This window comes from Azospirillum sp. B21 (genome assembly GCF_008364825.1).
Taxonomy (GTDB): Bacteria; Pseudomonadota; Alphaproteobacteria; order Azospirillales; family Azospirillaceae; genus Azospirillum.
In genome coordinates, this window is sequence record NZ_VTTO01000003.1 from 104,357 (window position 1) to 122,595 (window position 18,239).

General features: G+C 66.6%; 17 protein-coding genes. 11 read left to right on the plus strand and 6 right to left on the minus strand.

Features of this window, described 5'->3' with window-relative positions; all coding sequences use genetic code 11:
• Window positions 1–28 precede the first annotated feature (28 nt).
• The 4 genes from FZ983_RS08715 to FZ983_RS08730 all read left to right on the plus strand — a co-directional run bounded on the left by FZ983_RS08715 (window position 29) and on the right by FZ983_RS08730 (window position 2,555).
• Window positions 29–373 (plus strand): hypothetical protein, encoded by a 345-nt coding sequence (locus FZ983_RS08715; protein WP_149223179.1) that lies wholly within the window; start codon window positions 29–31, stop codon window positions 371–373.
• The gene (locus FZ983_RS08720) at window positions 370–870 is read left to right on the plus strand and encodes a thioesterase family protein (RefSeq protein WP_149223180.1); all 501 of its coding nucleotides are present in this window, start codon (window positions 370–372) and stop codon (window positions 868–870) included. The genes FZ983_RS08715 and FZ983_RS08720 overlap by 4 nt, the downstream gene beginning before the upstream one ends.
• 31 nt (window positions 871–901) lie before the next feature.
• On the plus strand, window positions 902–1,426 hold the full coding sequence (locus tag FZ983_RS08725; RefSeq protein WP_149223181.1) for a pentapeptide repeat-containing protein: 525 nt from the start codon (window positions 902–904) through the stop codon (window positions 1,424–1,426).
• 100 nt (window positions 1,427–1,526) lie between these two features.
• A complete protein-coding gene (locus FZ983_RS08730; protein WP_149223182.1) occupies window positions 1,527–2,555 on the plus strand; it encodes a GGDEF domain-containing protein in 1,029 nt (342 codons plus the stop codon).
• 32 nt (window positions 2,556–2,587) lie between these two features.
• Here FZ983_RS08730 and FZ983_RS08735 read toward each other — a convergent pair whose 3' ends face one another.
• Entirely contained in the window at window positions 2,588–3,667 is a 1,080-nt protein-coding gene (locus FZ983_RS08735; RefSeq protein WP_149223183.1) for a nitronate monooxygenase, read from the minus strand.
• Between the two features lie 122 nt (window positions 3,668–3,789).
• Window positions 3,790–4,677, minus strand: coding sequence for a LysR family transcriptional regulator (locus tag FZ983_RS08740; protein ID WP_149223184.1), 888 nt, complete (start codon window positions 4,675–4,677; stop codon window positions 3,790–3,792).
• 105 nt (window positions 4,678–4,782) lie between these two features.
• Between FZ983_RS08740 and FZ983_RS08745 the strand changes: the two genes are divergently transcribed.
• Window positions 4,783–6,018 (plus strand): MFS transporter, encoded by a 1,236-nt coding sequence (locus FZ983_RS08745; RefSeq protein WP_149223185.1) that lies wholly within the window; start codon window positions 4,783–4,785, stop codon window positions 6,016–6,018.
• A gap of 73 nt (window positions 6,019–6,091) precedes the next feature.
• On the opposite strand, the gene cysC is transcribed toward FZ983_RS08745, so the two are convergent.
• The 3 genes from cysC to FZ983_RS08760 are packed head-to-tail and all read right to left on the minus strand — an operon-like array spanning window position 6,092 to window position 9,463.
• Window positions 6,092–7,960: an adenylyl-sulfate kinase gene (cysC, locus tag FZ983_RS08750; protein ID WP_149223186.1), complete on the minus strand. Its 1,869-nt coding sequence runs from the start codon at window positions 7,958–7,960 to the stop codon at window positions 6,092–6,094.
• A 1-nt stretch (window position 7,961) separates the two neighbouring features.
• Window positions 7,962–8,759 carry a sulfate adenylyltransferase subunit CysD gene (cysD, locus tag FZ983_RS08755; RefSeq protein WP_149223187.1) on the minus strand — a complete coding sequence of 266 codons (798 nt, stop codon included), beginning with the start codon at window positions 8,757–8,759 and terminating at the stop codon, window positions 7,962–7,964.
• The gene (locus tag FZ983_RS08760) at window positions 8,756–9,463 is read right to left on the minus strand and encodes a phosphoadenylyl-sulfate reductase (protein ID WP_149223188.1); all 708 of its coding nucleotides are present in this window, start codon (window positions 9,461–9,463) and stop codon (window positions 8,756–8,758) included. Before FZ983_RS08760 ends, cysD begins: the two co-directional genes overlap by 4 nt.
• Window positions 9,464–9,726: 263 nt before the next feature.
• Here FZ983_RS08760 and FZ983_RS08765 point away from each other — a divergent pair, with 263 nt between their 5' ends.
• The 5 genes from FZ983_RS08765 (at window position 9,727) to FZ983_RS08785 (ending at window position 15,673) form a co-directional block, all read left to right on the plus strand.
• Complete coding sequence (locus FZ983_RS08765) at window positions 9,727–10,284, plus strand: NAD(P)-dependent oxidoreductase (RefSeq protein ID WP_149223189.1); 558 nt, start codon at window positions 9,727–9,729, stop codon at window positions 10,282–10,284.
• 130 nt (window positions 10,285–10,414) lie between these two features.
• Window positions 10,415–10,702 (plus strand): DUF2849 domain-containing protein, encoded by a 288-nt coding sequence (locus FZ983_RS08770; protein WP_149223190.1) that lies wholly within the window; start codon window positions 10,415–10,417, stop codon window positions 10,700–10,702.
• Window positions 10,703–10,748: 46 nt separating this feature from the next.
• A complete protein-coding gene (locus tag FZ983_RS08775) occupies window positions 10,749–12,440 on the plus strand; it encodes a nitrite/sulfite reductase (protein ID WP_149223191.1) in 1,692 nt (563 codons plus the stop codon).
• Window positions 12,427–12,927 (plus strand): DUF934 domain-containing protein, encoded by a 501-nt coding sequence (locus FZ983_RS08780; RefSeq protein ID WP_149223192.1) that lies wholly within the window; start codon window positions 12,427–12,429, stop codon window positions 12,925–12,927. The genes FZ983_RS08775 and FZ983_RS08780 overlap by 14 nt, the downstream gene beginning before the upstream one ends.
• Before the next feature lie 280 nt (window positions 12,928–13,207).
• Window positions 13,208–15,673 (plus strand): hypothetical protein, encoded by a 2,466-nt coding sequence (locus FZ983_RS08785; protein ID WP_149223193.1) that lies wholly within the window; start codon window positions 13,208–13,210, stop codon window positions 15,671–15,673.
• A gap of 30 nt (window positions 15,674–15,703) precedes the next feature.
• Here the strand turns inward: FZ983_RS08785 and FZ983_RS08790 are convergent, their stop codons facing one another.
• Window positions 15,704–16,336, minus strand: coding sequence for a DUF882 domain-containing protein (locus FZ983_RS08790; RefSeq protein WP_149223601.1), 633 nt, complete (start codon window positions 16,334–16,336; stop codon window positions 15,704–15,706).
• A 563-nt stretch (window positions 16,337–16,899) separates the two neighbouring features.
• Here FZ983_RS08790 and FZ983_RS08795 point away from each other — a divergent pair.
• Window positions 16,900–18,216, plus strand: coding sequence for a pentapeptide repeat-containing protein (locus FZ983_RS08795; RefSeq protein ID WP_149223194.1), 1,317 nt, complete (start codon window positions 16,900–16,902; stop codon window positions 18,214–18,216).
• The last annotated feature ends 23 nt before the right edge of the window (window positions 18,217–18,239 follow it).

Here is an 18,239-nt window from a genome sequence, read left to right on the forward strand (position 1 = left end):
ATTCCTGAATACTTTAGGGAGGAATAAAGTGCTCGAATACGATCTCCGCAATCATCTTGTTGAAACAGCGATAGAGCGGAAAGTGTTGTCCTATCTTGATGTCGCAGGCCCCTTGGGATTGAACATGGGTTCTCCTGAGGATAGATCTGCACTTAGCAACATGCTGTGTGAAATTAGTGTGCATGAACATAATAATGGAAGACCACTGTTATCTGTAGTGGTAATTGGAAGGGAAAATGGGGTTCCGAGTAAAATACCTGGCGCTGGATTCTACAAAATGGCGTCGGATCTTGGATTTGAAGTTTCTGATAAACTTATGTTTTTCGTTGAAGAATTGAATAGAGTTCACGCTTATTGGGCTAAGAAAAAATGACCACCCCCCTTGCCATCCACCGCGAAACCGTCCGTCCGGAGTGGATCGACTACAACGGGCACATGAACGTCGCCTATTATCTGCTGGCCTTCGACCATGCCACGGATGCCGTGCTGGACCGGTTCGGGATCGGCAAGGGCTATGTGGCGGCGGAGAACCGGTCGGTCTTCGTGGTCGACGCGCACCTGACCTATGCCCGCGAGGTGACGGAAGGGGCGCCGCTCCGCTTCGACTCTCTGGTTCTGGGCGCGGACGCCAAGCGGCTGCATCTGTTCCACGAGATGCGTCATGGGGAAGAAGGGTGGCTCGCGGCGACCGCGGAGTTCATGCTGCTGCACGTCGATCTCGCCACCCGCAAGACCTGTCCCTTTTCTCCGGAGGTTGCGGCGGCTCTCGCCGGACAGGCGGCGGCCCATGCGGCCGGTCCCTGGCCGCCTCAGGCGGGACGGGCGGTGGCACGGTTGAATCCCGACCAATCCGACAGGGGCCGAGCTTGAGTTCACGGGCGATGCCCCCATCTATCGAGGAATGAAGAACGTATTCGTCGCTCGGCTCCGCTCCGCCCCTCTTCTGGCCGCAGCCGCGGTCGTCACCTTCCTTTCCGCCGGGCCGGCGCTGGCCGCCTGTACGGAGGCGGCGCAGCCGAAGGTCAATTGGCGGCGCTGTTCCATGGAGGGGCAGACGCTGACCGGGGTCGACCTCAGCGGCGCGATGCTGCGCGATGCGACATTTCAGCGGGCCAATCTGGGGCAGGCCAAGCTGACCGATGCCGACGGCTATCGCGCGAGGTTCGTCAGCAGCACGGCGCCGGGGGCGATCTTCGACGGGGCGCGACTGATTGAGGCCGATTTCACCCGGGCCAACCTTGCCGGTGCCAGTTTCCGCGACGCCGACCTGCGCAATGCCAAGATGGTGGGGGCGTCGCTGGTGCGGGCAGACTTGACCGGGGCCAGGCTAACCGGCACCGATCTGAACAACGCCGACCTGTCGGGTGCTCGCTGGACCGACGGCACGCACATCTGTGCGGAAAGCTCGATCGGGCAGTGCAACTAGAGCGGTTGCAACAACTCGCCGCATCGCCAAAAACCTTCTTGCCGTAAGGGCTTGGGCCGCGTACCGTTCGAAACCGAATGATTTTTGACGGACGACGGTCGTGGCGATCACGGAGGATTTCGAGCGTTCCAGCGGCCTTGCCGCGAAGGCCATGGAGCGGATGCTGTCAGACCGGCTGCCGCCCACCCCGGAAAACTTCACGCTCTGGTACGTCTATTTCAGCGGCCGCAACCCGGACCTGACCCGCGCCATCGATCTGGCGCGCCGCGACGGGCTGACCACGTCGCAGACGCTGTGCGACGAATTGTACAAGCGCTTCTTCACGCTCGATGCCGAAGCGCAGGCGATCCGCGAAACCTCCGACAAGGCGCGCTACGCGCTGGGCCGCATTCTGGAGCAGCTGGGCAATGTCGGGTCGGAGACGGAGCGCTACGGCAACGCCTTGACCGGATTCCGGGACGAGTTGGACCAGCCGCTCAGCCTGCCGGAACTGCGCGCGATGGTCGCGGCCATCGCGGCCGAGACCAAGGAGATCGTCGACCGTCAGACCGCCCTTCAGTTCCAGCTTCAGGAATCGAGCCAGCAATTGGCGGAGATGCGGGTCAGCCTGGACACTGCGCGACGCGAGGCGCTGACCGACGGGCTGACCGGCATCGGCAACCGCAAGGCCTTCGACCTGATGCTGCAGGAGGCGATGGACGCATCGGTGCGCGACGAGCAGCCATTGTCGCTGCTGATGGTCGACATCGACCATTTCAAGGCCTTCAACGACACCCACGGCCATCTGGTCGGCGACCATGTGCTGAAGCTGGTCGCCCGCATGCTGACCGAATGCATCAAGGGCCGCGACACCGCCGTCCGCTATGGCGGGGAGGAGTTCGCGATCATCCTGCCGCGCACCAGCCTGGAGAACGCCACCAAGCTGGCGGAGCAGGTGCGCAGCTTCGTCGGCGCCCGCCAGATCGTCAACAAGGCGCGCAACGCCAATTATGGCACCGTCGCCCTGTCGGTCGGCGTCGCCGAGTTCCGCGCCGGTGAGCCGGCGATGGCCCTGGTCCGGCGCGCCGATCAGGCCCTCTATGCCGCCAAGCGCGGTGGCCGCAACCGGGTGATGGCCGAGACGGCCTGAACCGACCGCCTGAGTCCAGCGTCCCCTCGGACTCAGCCACCCAGCCGACGCCGCACCGCTTCGGTCCCGTGCAGCAGTTCCGCCACCAGTTCCCCCGCCGGCCGGCGTTGTGCCAGCCGCAGCCCCTGGCCGGCCCACAGCGACAGGAATTCCGCCCGCCCGGCTTTGCCGGCGGCGGTGCGTAGCGGCCGGGTCAGCGCGTTCTGCAGCGGGAAGGGCAGCACCGCGTCGGGTGCCGCCGGGTCCTCCACCGCCTCCATGAAGCGGTTGACGATGCCCCGCGCCGGTCGGCCGGAAAAGGCGCGGGTCAGCCGGGTCTGATCCTCACGGGCCGTGAGGATGGCGGCCTTGTGCGCCTCCGGAATGCCGGCCTCGTCGCAGGTCAGGAAAACGGTGCCCATTTGCACCGCCGTTGCACCCAGCGCCAACGCCGCGGCGATGCCGCGCCCGTCCATGATCCCGCCGGACGCGATCACCGGAATACCGACCACATCGGCCACCTGCGGAACCAGCGCCATCGTGCCGACCAGATTTGCAGCGGGATCGCCGATGAAGCTGCCGCGATGCCCGCCCGCCTCGCCGCCCTGGGCGATCACCGCATCGACGCCGGCCTGTTCCAGCGCCACCGCCTCCGCCACCGTGGTTGCGGTGCCCAGCACCCGCATGCCGCGCGCCTTGGCCGCCGCCACGCTGTCGGCCGGCGGCAGTCCGAAGGTGACGCTGTAGTAGGCCGCCCCGCTGTCGAGCAGCGCCGCGAACTGCCGGTCGAACCCGTCGCCGGAATGAGATGGCGTCTCCGGTGCCGGCAGCCCGAGTTCGGCGTAAAAAGGGGCAACGCGGGCCAACGCGTCGGCCATCATCGGCACGGGACCGGGGGCCGGCGTCGGCGCGAACAGGTTGATGCCGAAAGGCAGGGCGGTGCGGCTGCGGACATCGAGAGTTCGCTCGGCAATCTGCGCGTCGGTCAGATAGGCCGCGCCGACGAAGCCCAGACCACCGGCTTCGTTGACCGCCGCGACCAGCGCCGCCGTATCGCCGCCCCCCGCCATCGGCGCCTGGATCACCGGCGAGCGCAGCCCGAGCCGCTCAAGGGACTCCGTGTGGGAGGACATGTCCATCTCCGTCGCTTCGACAATGATGGCGATGCTACGCCGGGGTGGACTTCACGATCAATGACTTGTTCTGAAGGCGGGGTTCACTTCGGGTGAAGGGAGGATGCGGTCGGCTGCGGCCTTTACCGGTCCATCTCCCGGGCCAGCGCCAGGAAGCCCGCGATGTACTCGACCGCCTCTTCCCCGCGGCGGGTGCCGAGATGGATGCTCTTGCCGATCCCGTCTTGGCCGAGGCGCAGGCTGCGGACCGGCAGGTGGGAGCCCTCCTCGCGAACCAGCCAATCCGGCAGCACGGTGACGCCGCGTCCGGCGGCGACCAGTTGCAGCATCAGGTCGACCGACTCCGTCGTCCGGTGGCGGCGCGGACGGCAATGGGCCGGCACGAGGAAGCGGCTGAAGACATCCAGCCGCTCCAGGCTGACCGGGACGGTGATCAACTCCTCGCCCAGCAGGTCCTGCGGCTGGACCAGCCCGCGCGGGGCCAGCGGATGGGCTTCATGCACCACCAGGACAAGTTCGTAATCGAAGACGGGTGTGAAGAGAATGTCGGGTGAAGTGATCGGATCGGGCGTGATCAGCAGGTCAATCTCGTTTTCCTGAAGCGCAGCGATTCCGTCGAAACGAAAGGCGGTGCGGACCTCCAGATCCACGTCCGGCCATTGCGTCAGATAGGCCGCGGTCATCCGCATCAGCCATTTCTGGCAGGGGTGGCATTCCATCCCCACCCGCAGCGCTCCCCGCTGGCCCGAGGCGAAATCGGCTAGAACCCGCTCGGCATGTTCGATCTGCGGCAGCACGCGCTGGGCAAGCACCAGCAGATGCTCGCCGGCCTGGGTGAAGCGGAGACTGCGCCCCTTCTTGGTCCAGATCTCGATTCCGTAGCGTTCCTCGACCTTGCGGATCGTGTGGCTCAGCGCCGATTGGCTGACGTTCAGCCGCCCGGCGGCGGCGGTGACGCTGCCCAGACGGTCAACCTCCCGCAGGATCGCCAGAAGCTGGCGGTCGATCATCCATGACTCCTGCTCATTCATCCATGAGAATAAACCACTTCCGTTCATAATGGGCGGCCGCTATTCCAGGATCAACCGTTCCTGACGCGCCGCCCGAGGACCGCCATGCCGCAAGCCGAAGCCACGCACGCCGCCGATACCGAACCGGGGTCCATATCCGTCGGCCGGCACGAGTTCGGAAACGTCACGCGGCTGGTCGTCGCGCAGGCGCTTGCCGGGGCCAACGCGGTGGTCGTCTATGCCACTGGGGCCATCGTCGGCAACACGCTGGCGCCCAGCGCGGCGCTGGCGACGCTGCCGATCTCCATCTTCGTGGTGGGGATGGCGGTCTGCACCTTGCCGGCCGGGACCATCGCCCGCCTGTATGGCCGGCGCGCCGCCTTCCTTGCCGGAACAGGATGCGGCGTCCTCGTCGGCCTGCTGTCCTGGCTCGCCATCCTGCTTGGCAGCTTCTGGCTGTTCTGCGCGGCGATGATCCCCGGCGGCGCCTATGCCGCGGTGGTGCTCTCGTTCCGCTTCGCCGCCGCCGACTGCACCGCGCCCGAGCGGCGCCCGCGGGCGATGTCCGCCGTCATGGCAGGCGGCGTGGTCGCCGGCGTCGTCGGACCGCAGTTGGTCACCCACACGATGAACCTGTGGCCGCCCTATTTGTTCGCGGCGACCTATGTGGCGCAAGCCGCGGTCGCCGCCCTGTCGGCGCTCGTCCTGCTCGGCGTCCGTCTGCCGAAGCCGACGGCGGCGGAGGTGGCCGGAGGGCGGTCGGCCGGCCAGATCCTGAGCCAGCCCCGCTTCATCACCGCCGTGATCTGCGGGGTGGTGTCCTACCTGCTGATGAACTTCATCATGACGGCGGCCCCGCTGGCGATGCGGCTGTGCGGCCTGTCGCAGGAATCGGCCAACCTCGGCCTGCAGTGGCATGTGATCGCGATGTACGCCCCCAGCTTCTTCACCGGCCGTCTCATCACCCGCTTCGGCGCTCCCCGCCTGGTGGCCGCCGGACTGGCGCTGATCGCCGCATCCGCCGCCGTGGGGCTGATGGGGTTGGATGTGGCCCATTTCTGGGTGAGCCTGATCCTGCTGGGTGTGGGCTGGAACTTCGGCTTCCTCGGCGCCTCCGCCCTGGTGCTGGAGTGCCACCGGCCGGAGGAGAAGACGCGGGTGCAATCGCTCAACGACTTCATCGTCTTCGGCACGATGGCCTTCGGCTCCTTCGCCTCCGGCGGATTGCTGACCAGCTACGGGTGGGAAAGCGTCCTGTGGATCTCGTTCCTGCCGCTCACGGTGGCGATTGCGGCGCTGGTCGTTACCGCATTTTACCGCAGTGACAGCAAGGCTGCCTGAAAGCACTTCGGGCGCGGTCTTTCCCCCGCGCCCGAAGCCTTGCCTTACCGAGCCGACCTTCAGATCACGCCCATCAAATGACGTAGGTCAGTTCCTTCTCCGACTTCAGGCTGTTCTTGCCCAAGGTCTCGTCGACATAATCGAGCAACTGCGCCAGCGCCTCGCTGCGGCCGAGCGCGTCGGTGTCGATCACCAGTTCGGGCTGGTCCGGCGCCTCGTAGGGGGCGGAGATGCCGGTGAACTCGGCGATCTCGCCGGCCCGCGCCTTCTTGTACAGGCCCTTGGGGTCGCGCTCCTCGCAGGTGGCGAGGTCGGCGGCGACATAGACCTCGTGGAAGCGCTCGCCGCCGATCACCCGCGCCCGCGCCCGGTCGGACTTCAGCGGCGAGATCAGCGAGGCGATCACCACCATGCCGGCGTCGGCGAACAGCTTCGCCGTCTCGGCCACCCGGCGGATGTTCTCCGCCCGGTCATCCGACGAGAAGCCCAGACCGGCGTTCAGGCCGTTGCGGACATTGTCGCCGTCCAGCACGAAGGTCTGCCAGCCGCGGTCGAACAGCGCACGTTCCAGCGCCATCGCCAGCGTCGACTTGCCGGCGCCCGACAGGCCGGTCAGCCAGACGATGCCGCCCTTGTGGCCGTTGGCCTGGGCGCGCTCCTCCAGCGAGACGGTGTGCGACACTTCAGTGATGTTGGCTGCCGCGGCGTCCTCGATCTCCACCACCAGGCAGCCGCCGACCACGTCGTTGCCGTCGATCAGCGCGCCGCGGCCGGTGCGCGGCAGGTCCGACGCCAGATCGAGCGCGATGGGCGAGCGGGAGCGCAGGACGACCTCCGCCACCTCGTTGCGGCGGACCGCCTTGCCGGGGGTGCTGGACAGATCCTCCACGTCGATGACCGCCGTCACCTGCTCCACCGTCACCCGGTGCTCGGCGGTGGCGATCTTCAGCGTGTAGGTCTTGCCGACCACCAGCGGGTCGGACACCAGCCAGAACAGCCGCACGCTCAACCGGTGGGCCAGAGTCGGGGCGTCGGCCTGATGGTGGGCGATGTGGCCGCGCTCGGCGAAGATGCGCTTGTCCAGCGTGATGCCGATGCTCTGCCCGGCCTGCGCCGACAGCACGGCTTCGGGGTGGTTCCACGCCTCTATGCTGACCACCTTGGCGCTGGCCCCGGTGGGGGAGAAGTGCAGGGTGTCGCCGACGCGCAGGCGCCCGCTTTCGATGCGGCCGGCCAGGATGCGGCGGTCGTCCGGCTTATAGACGTCCTGCAGGGGCAAGCGCAGCGGCTGGTCCGGCGAGGTCTGCTGCGGACGGAAGGCGTCCAGCTGCTCGATCACCGTCGGGCCGAGATACCAGTCCGACTGCTCGCTGCGGCTGACGATGTTGTCGCCGTTGCGGGCGGACACCGGGATCACCGCCTTCGGCTGCAGACCCAGCTCGGCCAGATAGTCCTTGATTTCCTGCGCCACGGCTTCATAGCGGCGGCTGGAGAACTCGACCTTGTCCATCTTGTTGACGACGACCGCGACCTGACGCACGCCCAGCAGATGCAGCAGGAAGGCGTGGCGGCGTGACTGTTCCAGCGCGCCTTCGTCGGCGTCGATCACCAGCAGGGCGGCGTCGGCCTGGGAGGCGCCCGTCACCATGTTCTTCAGGAACTCGGTGTGGCCCGGCGCGTCGATGATGACGTAGGGGCGCTGCTTCGTCTTGAAGTGGATCTGCGTGGTGTCGATGGTGATGCCCTGGTCACGCTCGGCCTGCAGCGCGTCCATGACGAAGGCCCATTCGAACGGCATGCCGCGCTTGCGGCTCATCTCGCGGACCTGCTCCACCTTGCCGTCGGGCAGGCTGCCGGTGTCGTTCAGCAGGCGGCCGATCAGCGTGGACTTGCCATGGTCGACATGGCCGACGATGACGATGCGAAGTTGAGAATGCGGCATCTTACATGTACCCCACGCTGCGCAGGCGCTCGAAGCTGTCTTCGGATTCGTTGTCCATCGCGCGGCCGGCGCGCTCCGGAATGCGGGTCACCTGAAGCTCGGCGATGATCTCGTCGATGGTCGAGGCATTGCTGTCGACCGGGAAGGTGATGTTCTTCTCGCCCAGCGAGCGATAGCGCTTACCGTCGCGGGCGAAGTACAGCGGGACGATGGGAATCCCCTCGCGCTGGGAATAGCGCCAGATGTCCAGCTCGGTCCAGGCCAGCAGCGGGTGGATGCGGACATGGACGCCTTCGGGGAAGCGGGTCTTGTAGTGGTCCCAGAACTCCGCCGGCTGGTCCTTCACGTCCCAGTCGCCTTCCAGCGAGCGCGGCGAGAACACGCGCTCCTTGGCGCGGGTCGCCTGCTCGTCGCGGCGGATGCCGACCATCACGCCCTGATAGGCATGGTCGCGCAGCAGGTTCTTCAGACCTTCCGTCTTGCGCGCGGCGGCGCGGGTCAGGGGCGGCAGGGTCTGGTCCATCTCCTCCTCGGGCGGGCACTGCTCCACCTTCAGATCGAGGCCCCATTCCTTGGTGATGCGGTCGCGGAACTCGTAGACCTCCGGCAGCTCCATGGCGGTGTCGAGCTGCACCACGGGGAAGGGGATGCGGCCGAAGAACGCCTTGCGGCAGAGCCAGAGCAGCGCGTTGCTGTCCTTGCCGATCGACCAGAGCATCGCCAGCTTGTCGATGCGGTTGTAGGCCTCGCGCAGAATATAGATGCTCTGGTTTTCGAGCTGGTCGAGATCGGCGCTCATTGGGCGGTTCCAATCATGGTGGTGTGTATGCCGCATTCGGTCTTGGCGCTGCCGGCCCAGCGGCCGGAACGCGGGTCGGCACCGGGCGCCACTCGCTCGGTGCAGGTGTAACAGCCGATCGACAGGAACCCGTCGGCCTCCAGCGGGTGGCGCGGCAGGTCGCGCCGGGTGAACTCCTCCTCCAGCCGGTCCTTGTCCCAATTGGCCAGCGGGTTGACCTTCACGCGGCCTCCCTCCGCCTCGAACAGGGGCAGGGCGGCGCGGGTGGTGGACTGGAAACGCTTGCGCCCCGTCACCCAGGCCTCCAGCCCGGCGGTGGCCAGCGCGCGGTCCAGCGGCACCGTCTTGCGCAGGTGGCAGCAGGCATCGTAATCGCGGTTGAACAGCATGCCGTCCTTGTCCCCGGCGGCGAGGTCGTCGGCCGTCGGCCCGATTTCCCGCACGTCGGTCAGGCCGAGCCGCTTCACCAGCTGGTCGCGGTAGCGCAGCGTCTCGCCGAACAGCTTGCCTGTATTCACAAACAGAACCGGGAAATCCGGCGTCGCCTCGGCGGCCAGCGCCAGAAGCACCGCGGATTCGGCGCCGAAGGACGACAGCAGCGCGATGCGCCCACCGAACACATCGTGCATGGCGGCCAACAATGGCGCGCCTTCCAGCGTGCCGTAGCTGTCGGTCAGATGTTTCACCCGTGTCGCGGCGTCCATCGTCAGCTGCCTTTCGCGGTGGCTTCTAAAATCTACACATTCAGTAGACTTAACGTTCTTGTTTGCACATTAACACCGGCGGAAAACTCGTGCAACGTAAATACATTCTCTACTTGTTTAATAGGCTTGTGCTGCACTGCAGAGCTTTGTGTGAAATATGTTGATTGTGTCGGCGGGCCTGGGCTAAATACCACCATGCACATGATCTCCATCATAGGGACTGGTCTCCGCCGCTCCGTGTCGTCCATTCCGGCGGTGCTGCCATGATTCCGCTGGCGCTCGACCCGTCGCGGGTGGTGATCGCGTTGGCCGGCAACGGCCCGCTCGCGGTTCGCCGCCTGACGCAATTGCGCGAGGGCGGGGCTGATCCGGTGGTGTTTTCACCGGCTCCGGATGGGGAATTGGCCGCGCTCGCCGGCGACCTGCTGGTGCGGGCGCTGCCGGATGCCAAGGATTTGGATACGGTCGGCGTGTTGTACGTGATGGGGCTGGGGACGGAGACCGAGACGACGCTGGCGGAACTGGCGCGGTCGCGCCGCGTGCTGGTGAATGTCGAGGACGTCATTCCCTTGTGTGATTTCCACTCGCCCTCCGTGGTGCGGCGCGGCGATCTGGTGATGACGGTCTCCACCGGCGGCCGCAGCCCGACGCTCGCCAGCCTGCTGCGCCAGCAGCTGGAAGCCCTGTTCCCGGAGGAGTGGGCGGAGCGGCTGCGAACCATCGCCGACTTCCGCAACCGCCGCAGGGCGGAGGGGGCGTCGATGTCGCAGGTCGCCCAGGAGACCCGCGCGATGATCGACCGGGAAAAATGGCTGCCGTGAAAACCTCCCACGCCGCCGCGCCGAATTCACTGCCGGACCCTCACCGGTTCGGGTAAGACACCAAACGCGTTCGAGAACGACCAGCCAGGAGAGCCAGATGTCGGCCAAGGATCGATCGAAGGAAGGGTCGATGAAAGCCATCACCGCCAACCGCCTGCGCGACGGGGAAGTCGTGTTCCTGGGCGAGGGCGGCGTGTGGGTCGAGTCCTTCGCCGAGGCCGCGCTGTTCCCGCGCGCCGAGGCCGACGGGGTGCTGGCCCCCGCCAAGGAAAAGGCGGAGCGCGAGCAGTTCGCCGTCGACATCTACGCCTTCGAGGTGGTGGAGCAGGACGGTGTTCCGGTCCCGGCGACGATGCGCGAGCGCATCCGCACCGCCGGCCCGACCGTGCGCCTGGATCTGGGCAAGCAGGCTGCCTGATTTACTGATGGCTGGCCGTTCCGGCGGCCCTTTAGGGTTTATCGACATGAACCACATCGCGCCCGGCGCCCGTGCCGGCATCTATCATTACGACGAGATCGACCGGCAGTTCGTCGCCGAGCGCGTCGAGCAGTTCCGCAAACAGGTCGACCGCCGCCTGTCGGGCGAGCTGACGGAGGAGGAGTTCAAGCCGATCCGGCTGATGAACGGCCTCTACCTGCAGCTTCACGCCTACATGCTGCGCATCGCCGTGCCCTATGGCGTGATGTCCGCCACCCAGCTGCGCAAGTTGTCGGCCATCGGGCGCCGGTACGACCGCGGCTATGGTCACTTCACCACCCGCCAGAACCTGCAATACAACTGGATCAAGCTGGAGGACACCCCGGCGATCCTGCATGAGCTGGCCGAGGTGGACATGCACGCGCTGCAGACCAGCGGCAACTGCGTGCGCAACGTCACCACCGACCCCTTCGTCGGCGCCGCCAAGGACGAGGTGGTGGACGGCCGCGTCTATGCCGAGATCCTGCGGCAGTGGACGACGATGCACCCCGAGTTCACCTATCTGCCGCGCAAGTTCAAGATCGCCATTTCCGGCGCCGAGAGCGACCGCGCCGCTGTGCGCATCCACGATGTCGGCCTGCTGGCGCGCCGCAACGATAAGGGCGAGCCCGGCTTCTCCTTCTATGTCGGCGGCGGTCTCGGCCGCTCGCCCTTCGTCGGCAAGCTGGTGCGCGAGTGGGTGGCCCAGGAGGATTTCGTCGCCTATCTGGAAGCCATCCTGCGCGTCTACAACCAGTATGGCCGCCGCGACAACATCTACAAGGCGCGCATCAAGATCCTGGTCCATGAACTGGGGCTGGAGAAGTTCACCCAGGAGGTGGAGGAGGAGTTCGCGCGGCTGCGTGGCCCCAAATACCGCCTGGACCCGGAGATCGTCGAAGGGGTGCGCCAGCATTTCGCCCCGCCGCCCTTCGAGGAACTGCCCGACCATTCGGAAGCCCTGGAGCGCGCCAAGGCGGCCGATCCGGCCTTCGCCAACTGGCTGGCGGTGAATGTCGCCGAGCACAAGGCGCCCGGCTATGCCATCGCTACCATTTCGCTGAAGCCGGCCGGCGGCATCCCCGGCGACGCCACCTGCGACCAGATGGATCTCGTCGCCGATCTGGCCGAGCGCTACAGCTTCGGCGAGCTGCGCGTCACCCATGTCCAGAACCTCGTCCTCGCCCATGTGAAGAAGGACGATCTCTACGACCTGTGGAAGCGGCTGGACGCGGCGGAGCTGGGCAGCGCCAATGCCGGGCTGATCGGCGACATCATCGCCTGCCCGGGGCTGGATTACTGCGCGCTCGCCAATGCCCGCTCGATCCCGCTGGCCCAGGCGATCTCGGCCCGCTTTGCCGATCCGCTCCGCCAGCGCACCATCGGCGAACTCGGCATCAAGATCAGCGGCTGCATCAATGCCTGCGGCCATCACCATGTCGGCGCCATCGGCATCCTCGGCGTCGACAAGAAGGGCACCGAGTATTACCAGATCACCGTGGGCGGCGATCCGACGCTGACCACGGCGATCGGCGACATCCTCGGCCCGGCGGTGACGGAGACCGAAGCGGTGGACGCCATCGAGGCCATCGTCGACGTCTATCTCGCCAACCGGTCGGACGAGAGCGAGCGCTTCATCGACACCCTCAAGCGCGTCGGCCATGCCCCGTTCAAGGAGAGAATCTATGCCGCTGATTGAGAATGGGCGCATCGGCGAGGATGCCTGGAGCTTCATCCCCGATGGCGAGCCGGTGCCCAACGACCGCCCGGTCATCATCAGCTTCGAGCGCTGGCAGGCGGAGCGCGACAGCTTCGACGGCCGCAACGCCAAGCTGGGCGTGCGGTTGAAGAGCGGCACGCTGGCAGGGGCCATCGCCGCCGACCTCGACCGCTTCGCCCTGGTGGCCGTGGAGTTCGCGAAGTTCCGCGACGGCCGCGGCTTCTCCACCGCGCGCGAACTGCGCGAGCGCTACGGCTACACCGGCGAGATCCGCGCGGTCGGTCATGTCATTCCCGACCAGTATCTCTATCTGGTCCGCACCGGCTTCTCCTCGGTCGAGGCGCCGGAAGGCACCAACCCGGACAGCTGGGCCAACGCGCTGACCGAGGTCACCATCGCCTTCCAGCCCAGCCTGGACGATACGGCACCGCTGTCGCTGTTGCGTCGCAAGCTGAAGGTGGGGTAGGCCGCTTTCCACCGGTCTTTCCGGCGGTTCGTCACAGTTATGCGAAGGGCGCCCGATCCGAGCGGATTTGGTGCCCTTCTTCCGTTTTCAGGACGACAGGGCAGGGGAGGGTCGCGCCGGCCGTGTCGGAGAGGATGCAATTTCAAAGATTAAATATGACGACTCATCTCGTCATATAACATCCGTTGCGTTATTCCACCATCGGAAGGAGAGTTTCTTCCCGACGTGATGCGCACGACGGCGTGCCGTCCGTCGCACTCGATGACGGGGGACGAAGCCGATGGCTGCCGAAACACAGACTCCAGACAAAACCATTTATCTCGGTCTCGCGATGTCCGGTGCGATTTCCGCCGGTGCCTATTCCGCCGGCGTGCTCGATTTCCTGGTGGAAGCGCTGGAGGAATGGGAGGCGGCGAAGCGGCGGGACATCGCCAACGGCACCCGGACGGTGCCCCATCACAAGGTCGTCATCGCGACGATGACCGGCGCGTCGGCAGGCGCCATCACCAGCTCCATCGGCTCGCTCTGCGCCGGCATGGGCGCGCGGCCCTCGAAGGCCGGCCGGCCGAACGACCCCACCTACGCCGCGCGTGACGAGGCGGGAACGGCCGGCAAGGTCCCCTGGCACGTCCTGCCGGAACTCTATCAAGCCTGGGTGGACGGCCCGGCCTTCGTGAAGAGCGATGCAGACAAGGCCGCGGCAAAGCAGGCGGAGAGCGGGACGCCGACGATCCCCGGGCTGCTGGACAATTCGGATTTGCCTGCCGGCACCAAGTTGGGCGACGTGTACTCGCTTCTCAACGCCCAGCCGCTGATGAACATCGGCCGCAAGGCGCTGGCCGACCTGGAGGTGGCGGCGAGCGCCCCCGAACGTCAGCCTCCGCGTCCCTACATCGCCGAGACTCTGCATGTGCTCCTGACCCAGACCAACACCCGCGGCATCCCCTACAAGATCGAGGTGCGGGGCGGTATGGGCGGATCGGCCTACGGCATGATGAACCACCTCGACCATGCCCATTTCGTTCTGAAGGGCCTGGGAGGCGCGTCTTTCGTCAGCCCATGGGCCCAATCGGATGCGGCCTACAGCTACAGCGTCGAGTCGAACTTCAATGGTGCGGCGGCACGGAACAAGGACTGGCTGTGGTTCGAGAACAAGGACGGGGAGAAGCCGAAGGATTATACGCAGCCCAACAGCAAGCGGCTGGTCAAGAACACGCTTGCGTCCGGGGCCTTCCCGATCGGGCTCTCGGCCCTGGACCTGGTGACTCCGCTGTCGCACTACGCCCAGCGCGCCTGGCCGATGAGCATCCCTCCTGACCGGTTCAAGGAGATCAAGCCCCAGTGGCCGTGGGGGAACGGCTCCTCCGGCAGCGGAACGGTCCTGCGGCCGCCGGAGAATTACCGCTTCGCGGCGGTGGACGGCGGCGCCATCAACAACGATCCCTTCGATCTCGCCCGCTACGCGCTGATGGAAAATCCCCCCGAACGGGCGCCGAGCGATGTGGCGGAAGTCAACCGCATCGTCGTGATGATCAGCCCCTTCCCCGAGGCCCCGACCATCGACGGCCTCAATCCGGATGGGAGCGCGAACACCCGGCTGACCAAGATCGTCTCGAAGATGATCGGCATGTTCGTCGAACAGAGCCGCTTCCGCCCCGACGTGCTGATGCGCGCCCTGGACAACACCGGGGCCGACCTGTGGCGCATCTCCCCGTCGCGCTTCGTCGGTACCCAGTCGCAGTCGGCGGCCATCGCCTGCGGCCTGTGGGGCGGCTTCGGCGGCTTCCTCGACATCGAGTTCCGGCGCCATGATTACGAGTTGGGCCGCCGCAACTGTCAGCGGTTCCTGCAGTCCTGGTTCGGCCTGCCCGACAACAATCCGCACATCGACGCGGTGGGCGAGCCGATCAGCCGCGTGATGAAGACCGACGAAGCCGGCGAGGAGATCCGTTACCCCATCATCCCGCTCTGCGGCACGGCGCGCATCGAGGTGACGCCCCGCGACTGGCCGACGGTCACGCCGCAGATCTATCAGAGCTTCGTGGACGCGGCCATGGCGCGTTACGACCGGCTGGTCGATCTCGGATGGAAGCAGCTTCTGGAGTCCCTCAGCACCGTCGAGGCCGCCGTCACCCGTTACAATGTCCTCACCTGGGCCGTGTTCAAAAAGGCGCGATCGAGCACGCTGAAGGCCATCCGCAAATCCACCTTTCCCGATCTGGTCCACCGCGACCAGATCCTGCAGGAAGACCTGCGCCGGGTTCTGGAATGCTGCATGGACGACAAACCGTCGCCCTACATCCTGACCATGCGCCTGCTGAAGAGCTTCCCCGACCTGAAAAGCAGCAAGAAGATCATCTTCGACGTCATGCGCGGTACGGCCTCGCTGCCGACCGACGTCATCGCCGAAAACATCTGTCTTCTGCTGGCCCGGTCGATCGACAAGTGCCCGGTCGAGGTGGATCACGTCACCGCGCTGTTCGCCAAGGACGCTCCGGTCTACCGCTCGGCAGACAGCGTCCTGGACGAGCTGAGGCTGGCCTACGCCGATGTCCCGCCGGACGCCATGGCCGACGACGTGGCAAAACTCATGGAGAAGTTGCAGGGGTACGGCTACATCGCCACCGAACAATGGACCGGAATCGGCACCGGCGATCCCAAGAAGGCGGGTTGGATCGGGTGGAGCAAGACCACTCCCGCCTATCGCTACGCCTACCGTGACGACGGTGACACGATCGACATCTGATACCGCAACCGCAGTCCGGCGGAGGCCCGCTCACCAATGGCGCAGCGGGCCGACGTCGACGTGGACGAAGTTGCTGTCGGGGTAATAGCCGACACCGCCGCCGCGCAGGCTCAGCGCCGCGCGCTGGAGCTGGCGGGTCGACATCTTCGGCACCCGCAGGTCGATGGCCATGCCGCGCATGTGGAAGCTGTTCTGGGCGACGCCGCTGTGGTCGGCCTCGCGCAGCATCGCGTTGGATTCCGGCGAGCGGTAGCCGGACACGATCTCGATCGGTCCCTTGCGGCCGATCTTGCGGCTCAAATTGTGGACCAGATCCAGCAGCTTCGGGTCGATGGGATGGACCGAGTTGTTGCGGTGGTCGCGCAGCAGGTGGTTGATCGCCCGCACGGCATCGCGCACATAGCGGCCCTTCGCCCAGTACTCGGCACTGACCCTCTCGCCGGTGTGCAGGTTCACCAGGGACAGCACCCGGGGTGGGGCGCGGAGCGCCGCAGCCTCGGCCTCCTCGCTCGCGAACAGGGTTCCCCCGGCAGAGGCGACCGCCGCCAGGCCCAGGCCGGCGCGCAGAAGAGAGCGGCGATCGAGATGACGGCGTTCGGTGGCGTGGCTCTCGCCAACGCTCGGGCGTGCGGTCGTGGTCGACCGGGCGTCCGCATCCTTCATCATTCTTCCTTCATATCCCGTTTTTCCGCTCCGGGGCGCCGTCTCCGTCCTTCGGAGCCCGTCATCCCGGTTACGGCCAAAGTCACACCCCGGCCAAGGTCAGGGCGTGCTGCGGTGCGTTAGTCCGAAAGGTGGGACACTTTTAGGATGTCTGTGGCCTTTGCTGTCAAGAAACGATTGCTTAACCGTTGCCGGTTTTCGGCCGAGTCCAGGGTTTCCGCCGAACAGCGGGCAGGCCGACCCGGATGCTGGGTCGAAGCTGTTCGCGACTCGTTCGCAGCCGGTTCGATTACAGAACCGTAACGTGCGCGACTCGGGAGCTTCACCGTAGAATTGCCCTGTCGGACCGGAAGGAAGGGCTCGGCCGTCCGTATGGCCAAGCTTCTGTTTTTCATACCGGACCTTCGTCCGGTGCCGCATCGGCCGGCCGGATGCCATAGAGGCGCACTCCCGAACCGCATCCTCCGAAAGAGTGAACGCAAAAGGGGATTCATTCAGCCTTCGGTAAGGAATGAATCGCATGATTGTCGCTATGTAACCAATTTCACGGCGTCAACCTGCCCGTGCCCACCGCGACCGCCCCTACCGCTTCCACTGTGTCCTTCTTTCGGCCCGATCAATTGGCCGAGGTGCTGGACCGGCACGCCCGCTGGATCAAGGGACAGCCGGGCGGTGCCCGCGCCAACCTCGCCATGGCCGACCTGGAGGGGGTGGACCTGTCGCAGCGCGACCTGCGCGGCGCCCGTCTGGTCGGCGCGCGGCTCGCCCGCGGCCGGCTGAACGGCACCAATCTGGCCGGCGCCGACCTGTTCGGCGTCGATCTGCGCGATGCCGACATCAGCCGCGCCAACCTGATGCAGACCGATCTGCGCGGCGCCCGCCTGCGCGCGGCCGATTTCTCCAACGCCAACCTGAAGGGGGCGGACCTGCGCGCCGGCACGCTGGAACCGGGCGGCAGCGCAAGGCGCGGCACCGGCCCCGATGCGCCCAGCGGCCAGGATGCCGAAAGCGCCCGCCAGCTCCACAAGGCGGCGCTCGCCCGCCTGCAGAACGGCACGACGGCGGAGGGGGGAATTCCCACCGACCTGACCGGCGCGGTGCTGCGCGGCGCCAACCTGTCCGATGCCGACCTGACCGGTGCCGTGCTGCAGAATGCCGACCTGTCGGGGGCGGTCCTGACCGGCGCGGATTTGACCGGCGCGCGGCTGAACGGCGCCAACCTGTCGGGGGCGTCGCTCGACGGCACCCGCTTCGACAAGGCCGACATGGTCGGCACCCGCATGGCCGACTGCGACCTGTCCTCCACCCGGATCGCCACCGCGCAGATGACCCGGCCGATCGACAGCATCGGGTCGGAGATCCAGCGCGCCATCTTCGACCATGAACGCTGGATCGACAGCGTCGGCCAGCGCGGCCAGCGCGCCGACCTGGACGGCGCCGACCTCAGCCGCGCCGACCTGCGCAACGTCAATCTCAGCGCCGCATCCCTGCGCGGGGCGAACCTGTCGGCGGCGGCGCTGACCGGCGCCCGGCTGATGATGACCGACCTCTCCGGCGCCAATCTGGAGGGCGCCAACCTGATGGGCGCCGACCTGTCCGGCGCCAATCTCAGCTATGCCCTGCTGACCAACGCCGACCTGACGCGGGTGCGGCTGGGGCCGGCGGCGATCAAGGACCCGTCGGGGCGCCCGACCGGCCGCTCCTGGGCCGCCAACCTGATGGGGGCCGACATGCGCGGTGCCCTGCTGGTCGGAACCTGCCTGGTCCAGGCCAACCTGTCCGACGCCAATCTCGACAGCGCCGATCTGGACGGCGCCGACCTTGCCGGCGCCAAGCTGCAGCGCGCCATGCTTCCGGGCCGTCCACCCCGGCGGGGGTAGGACCCTCCGGGAGGCGAACGCCC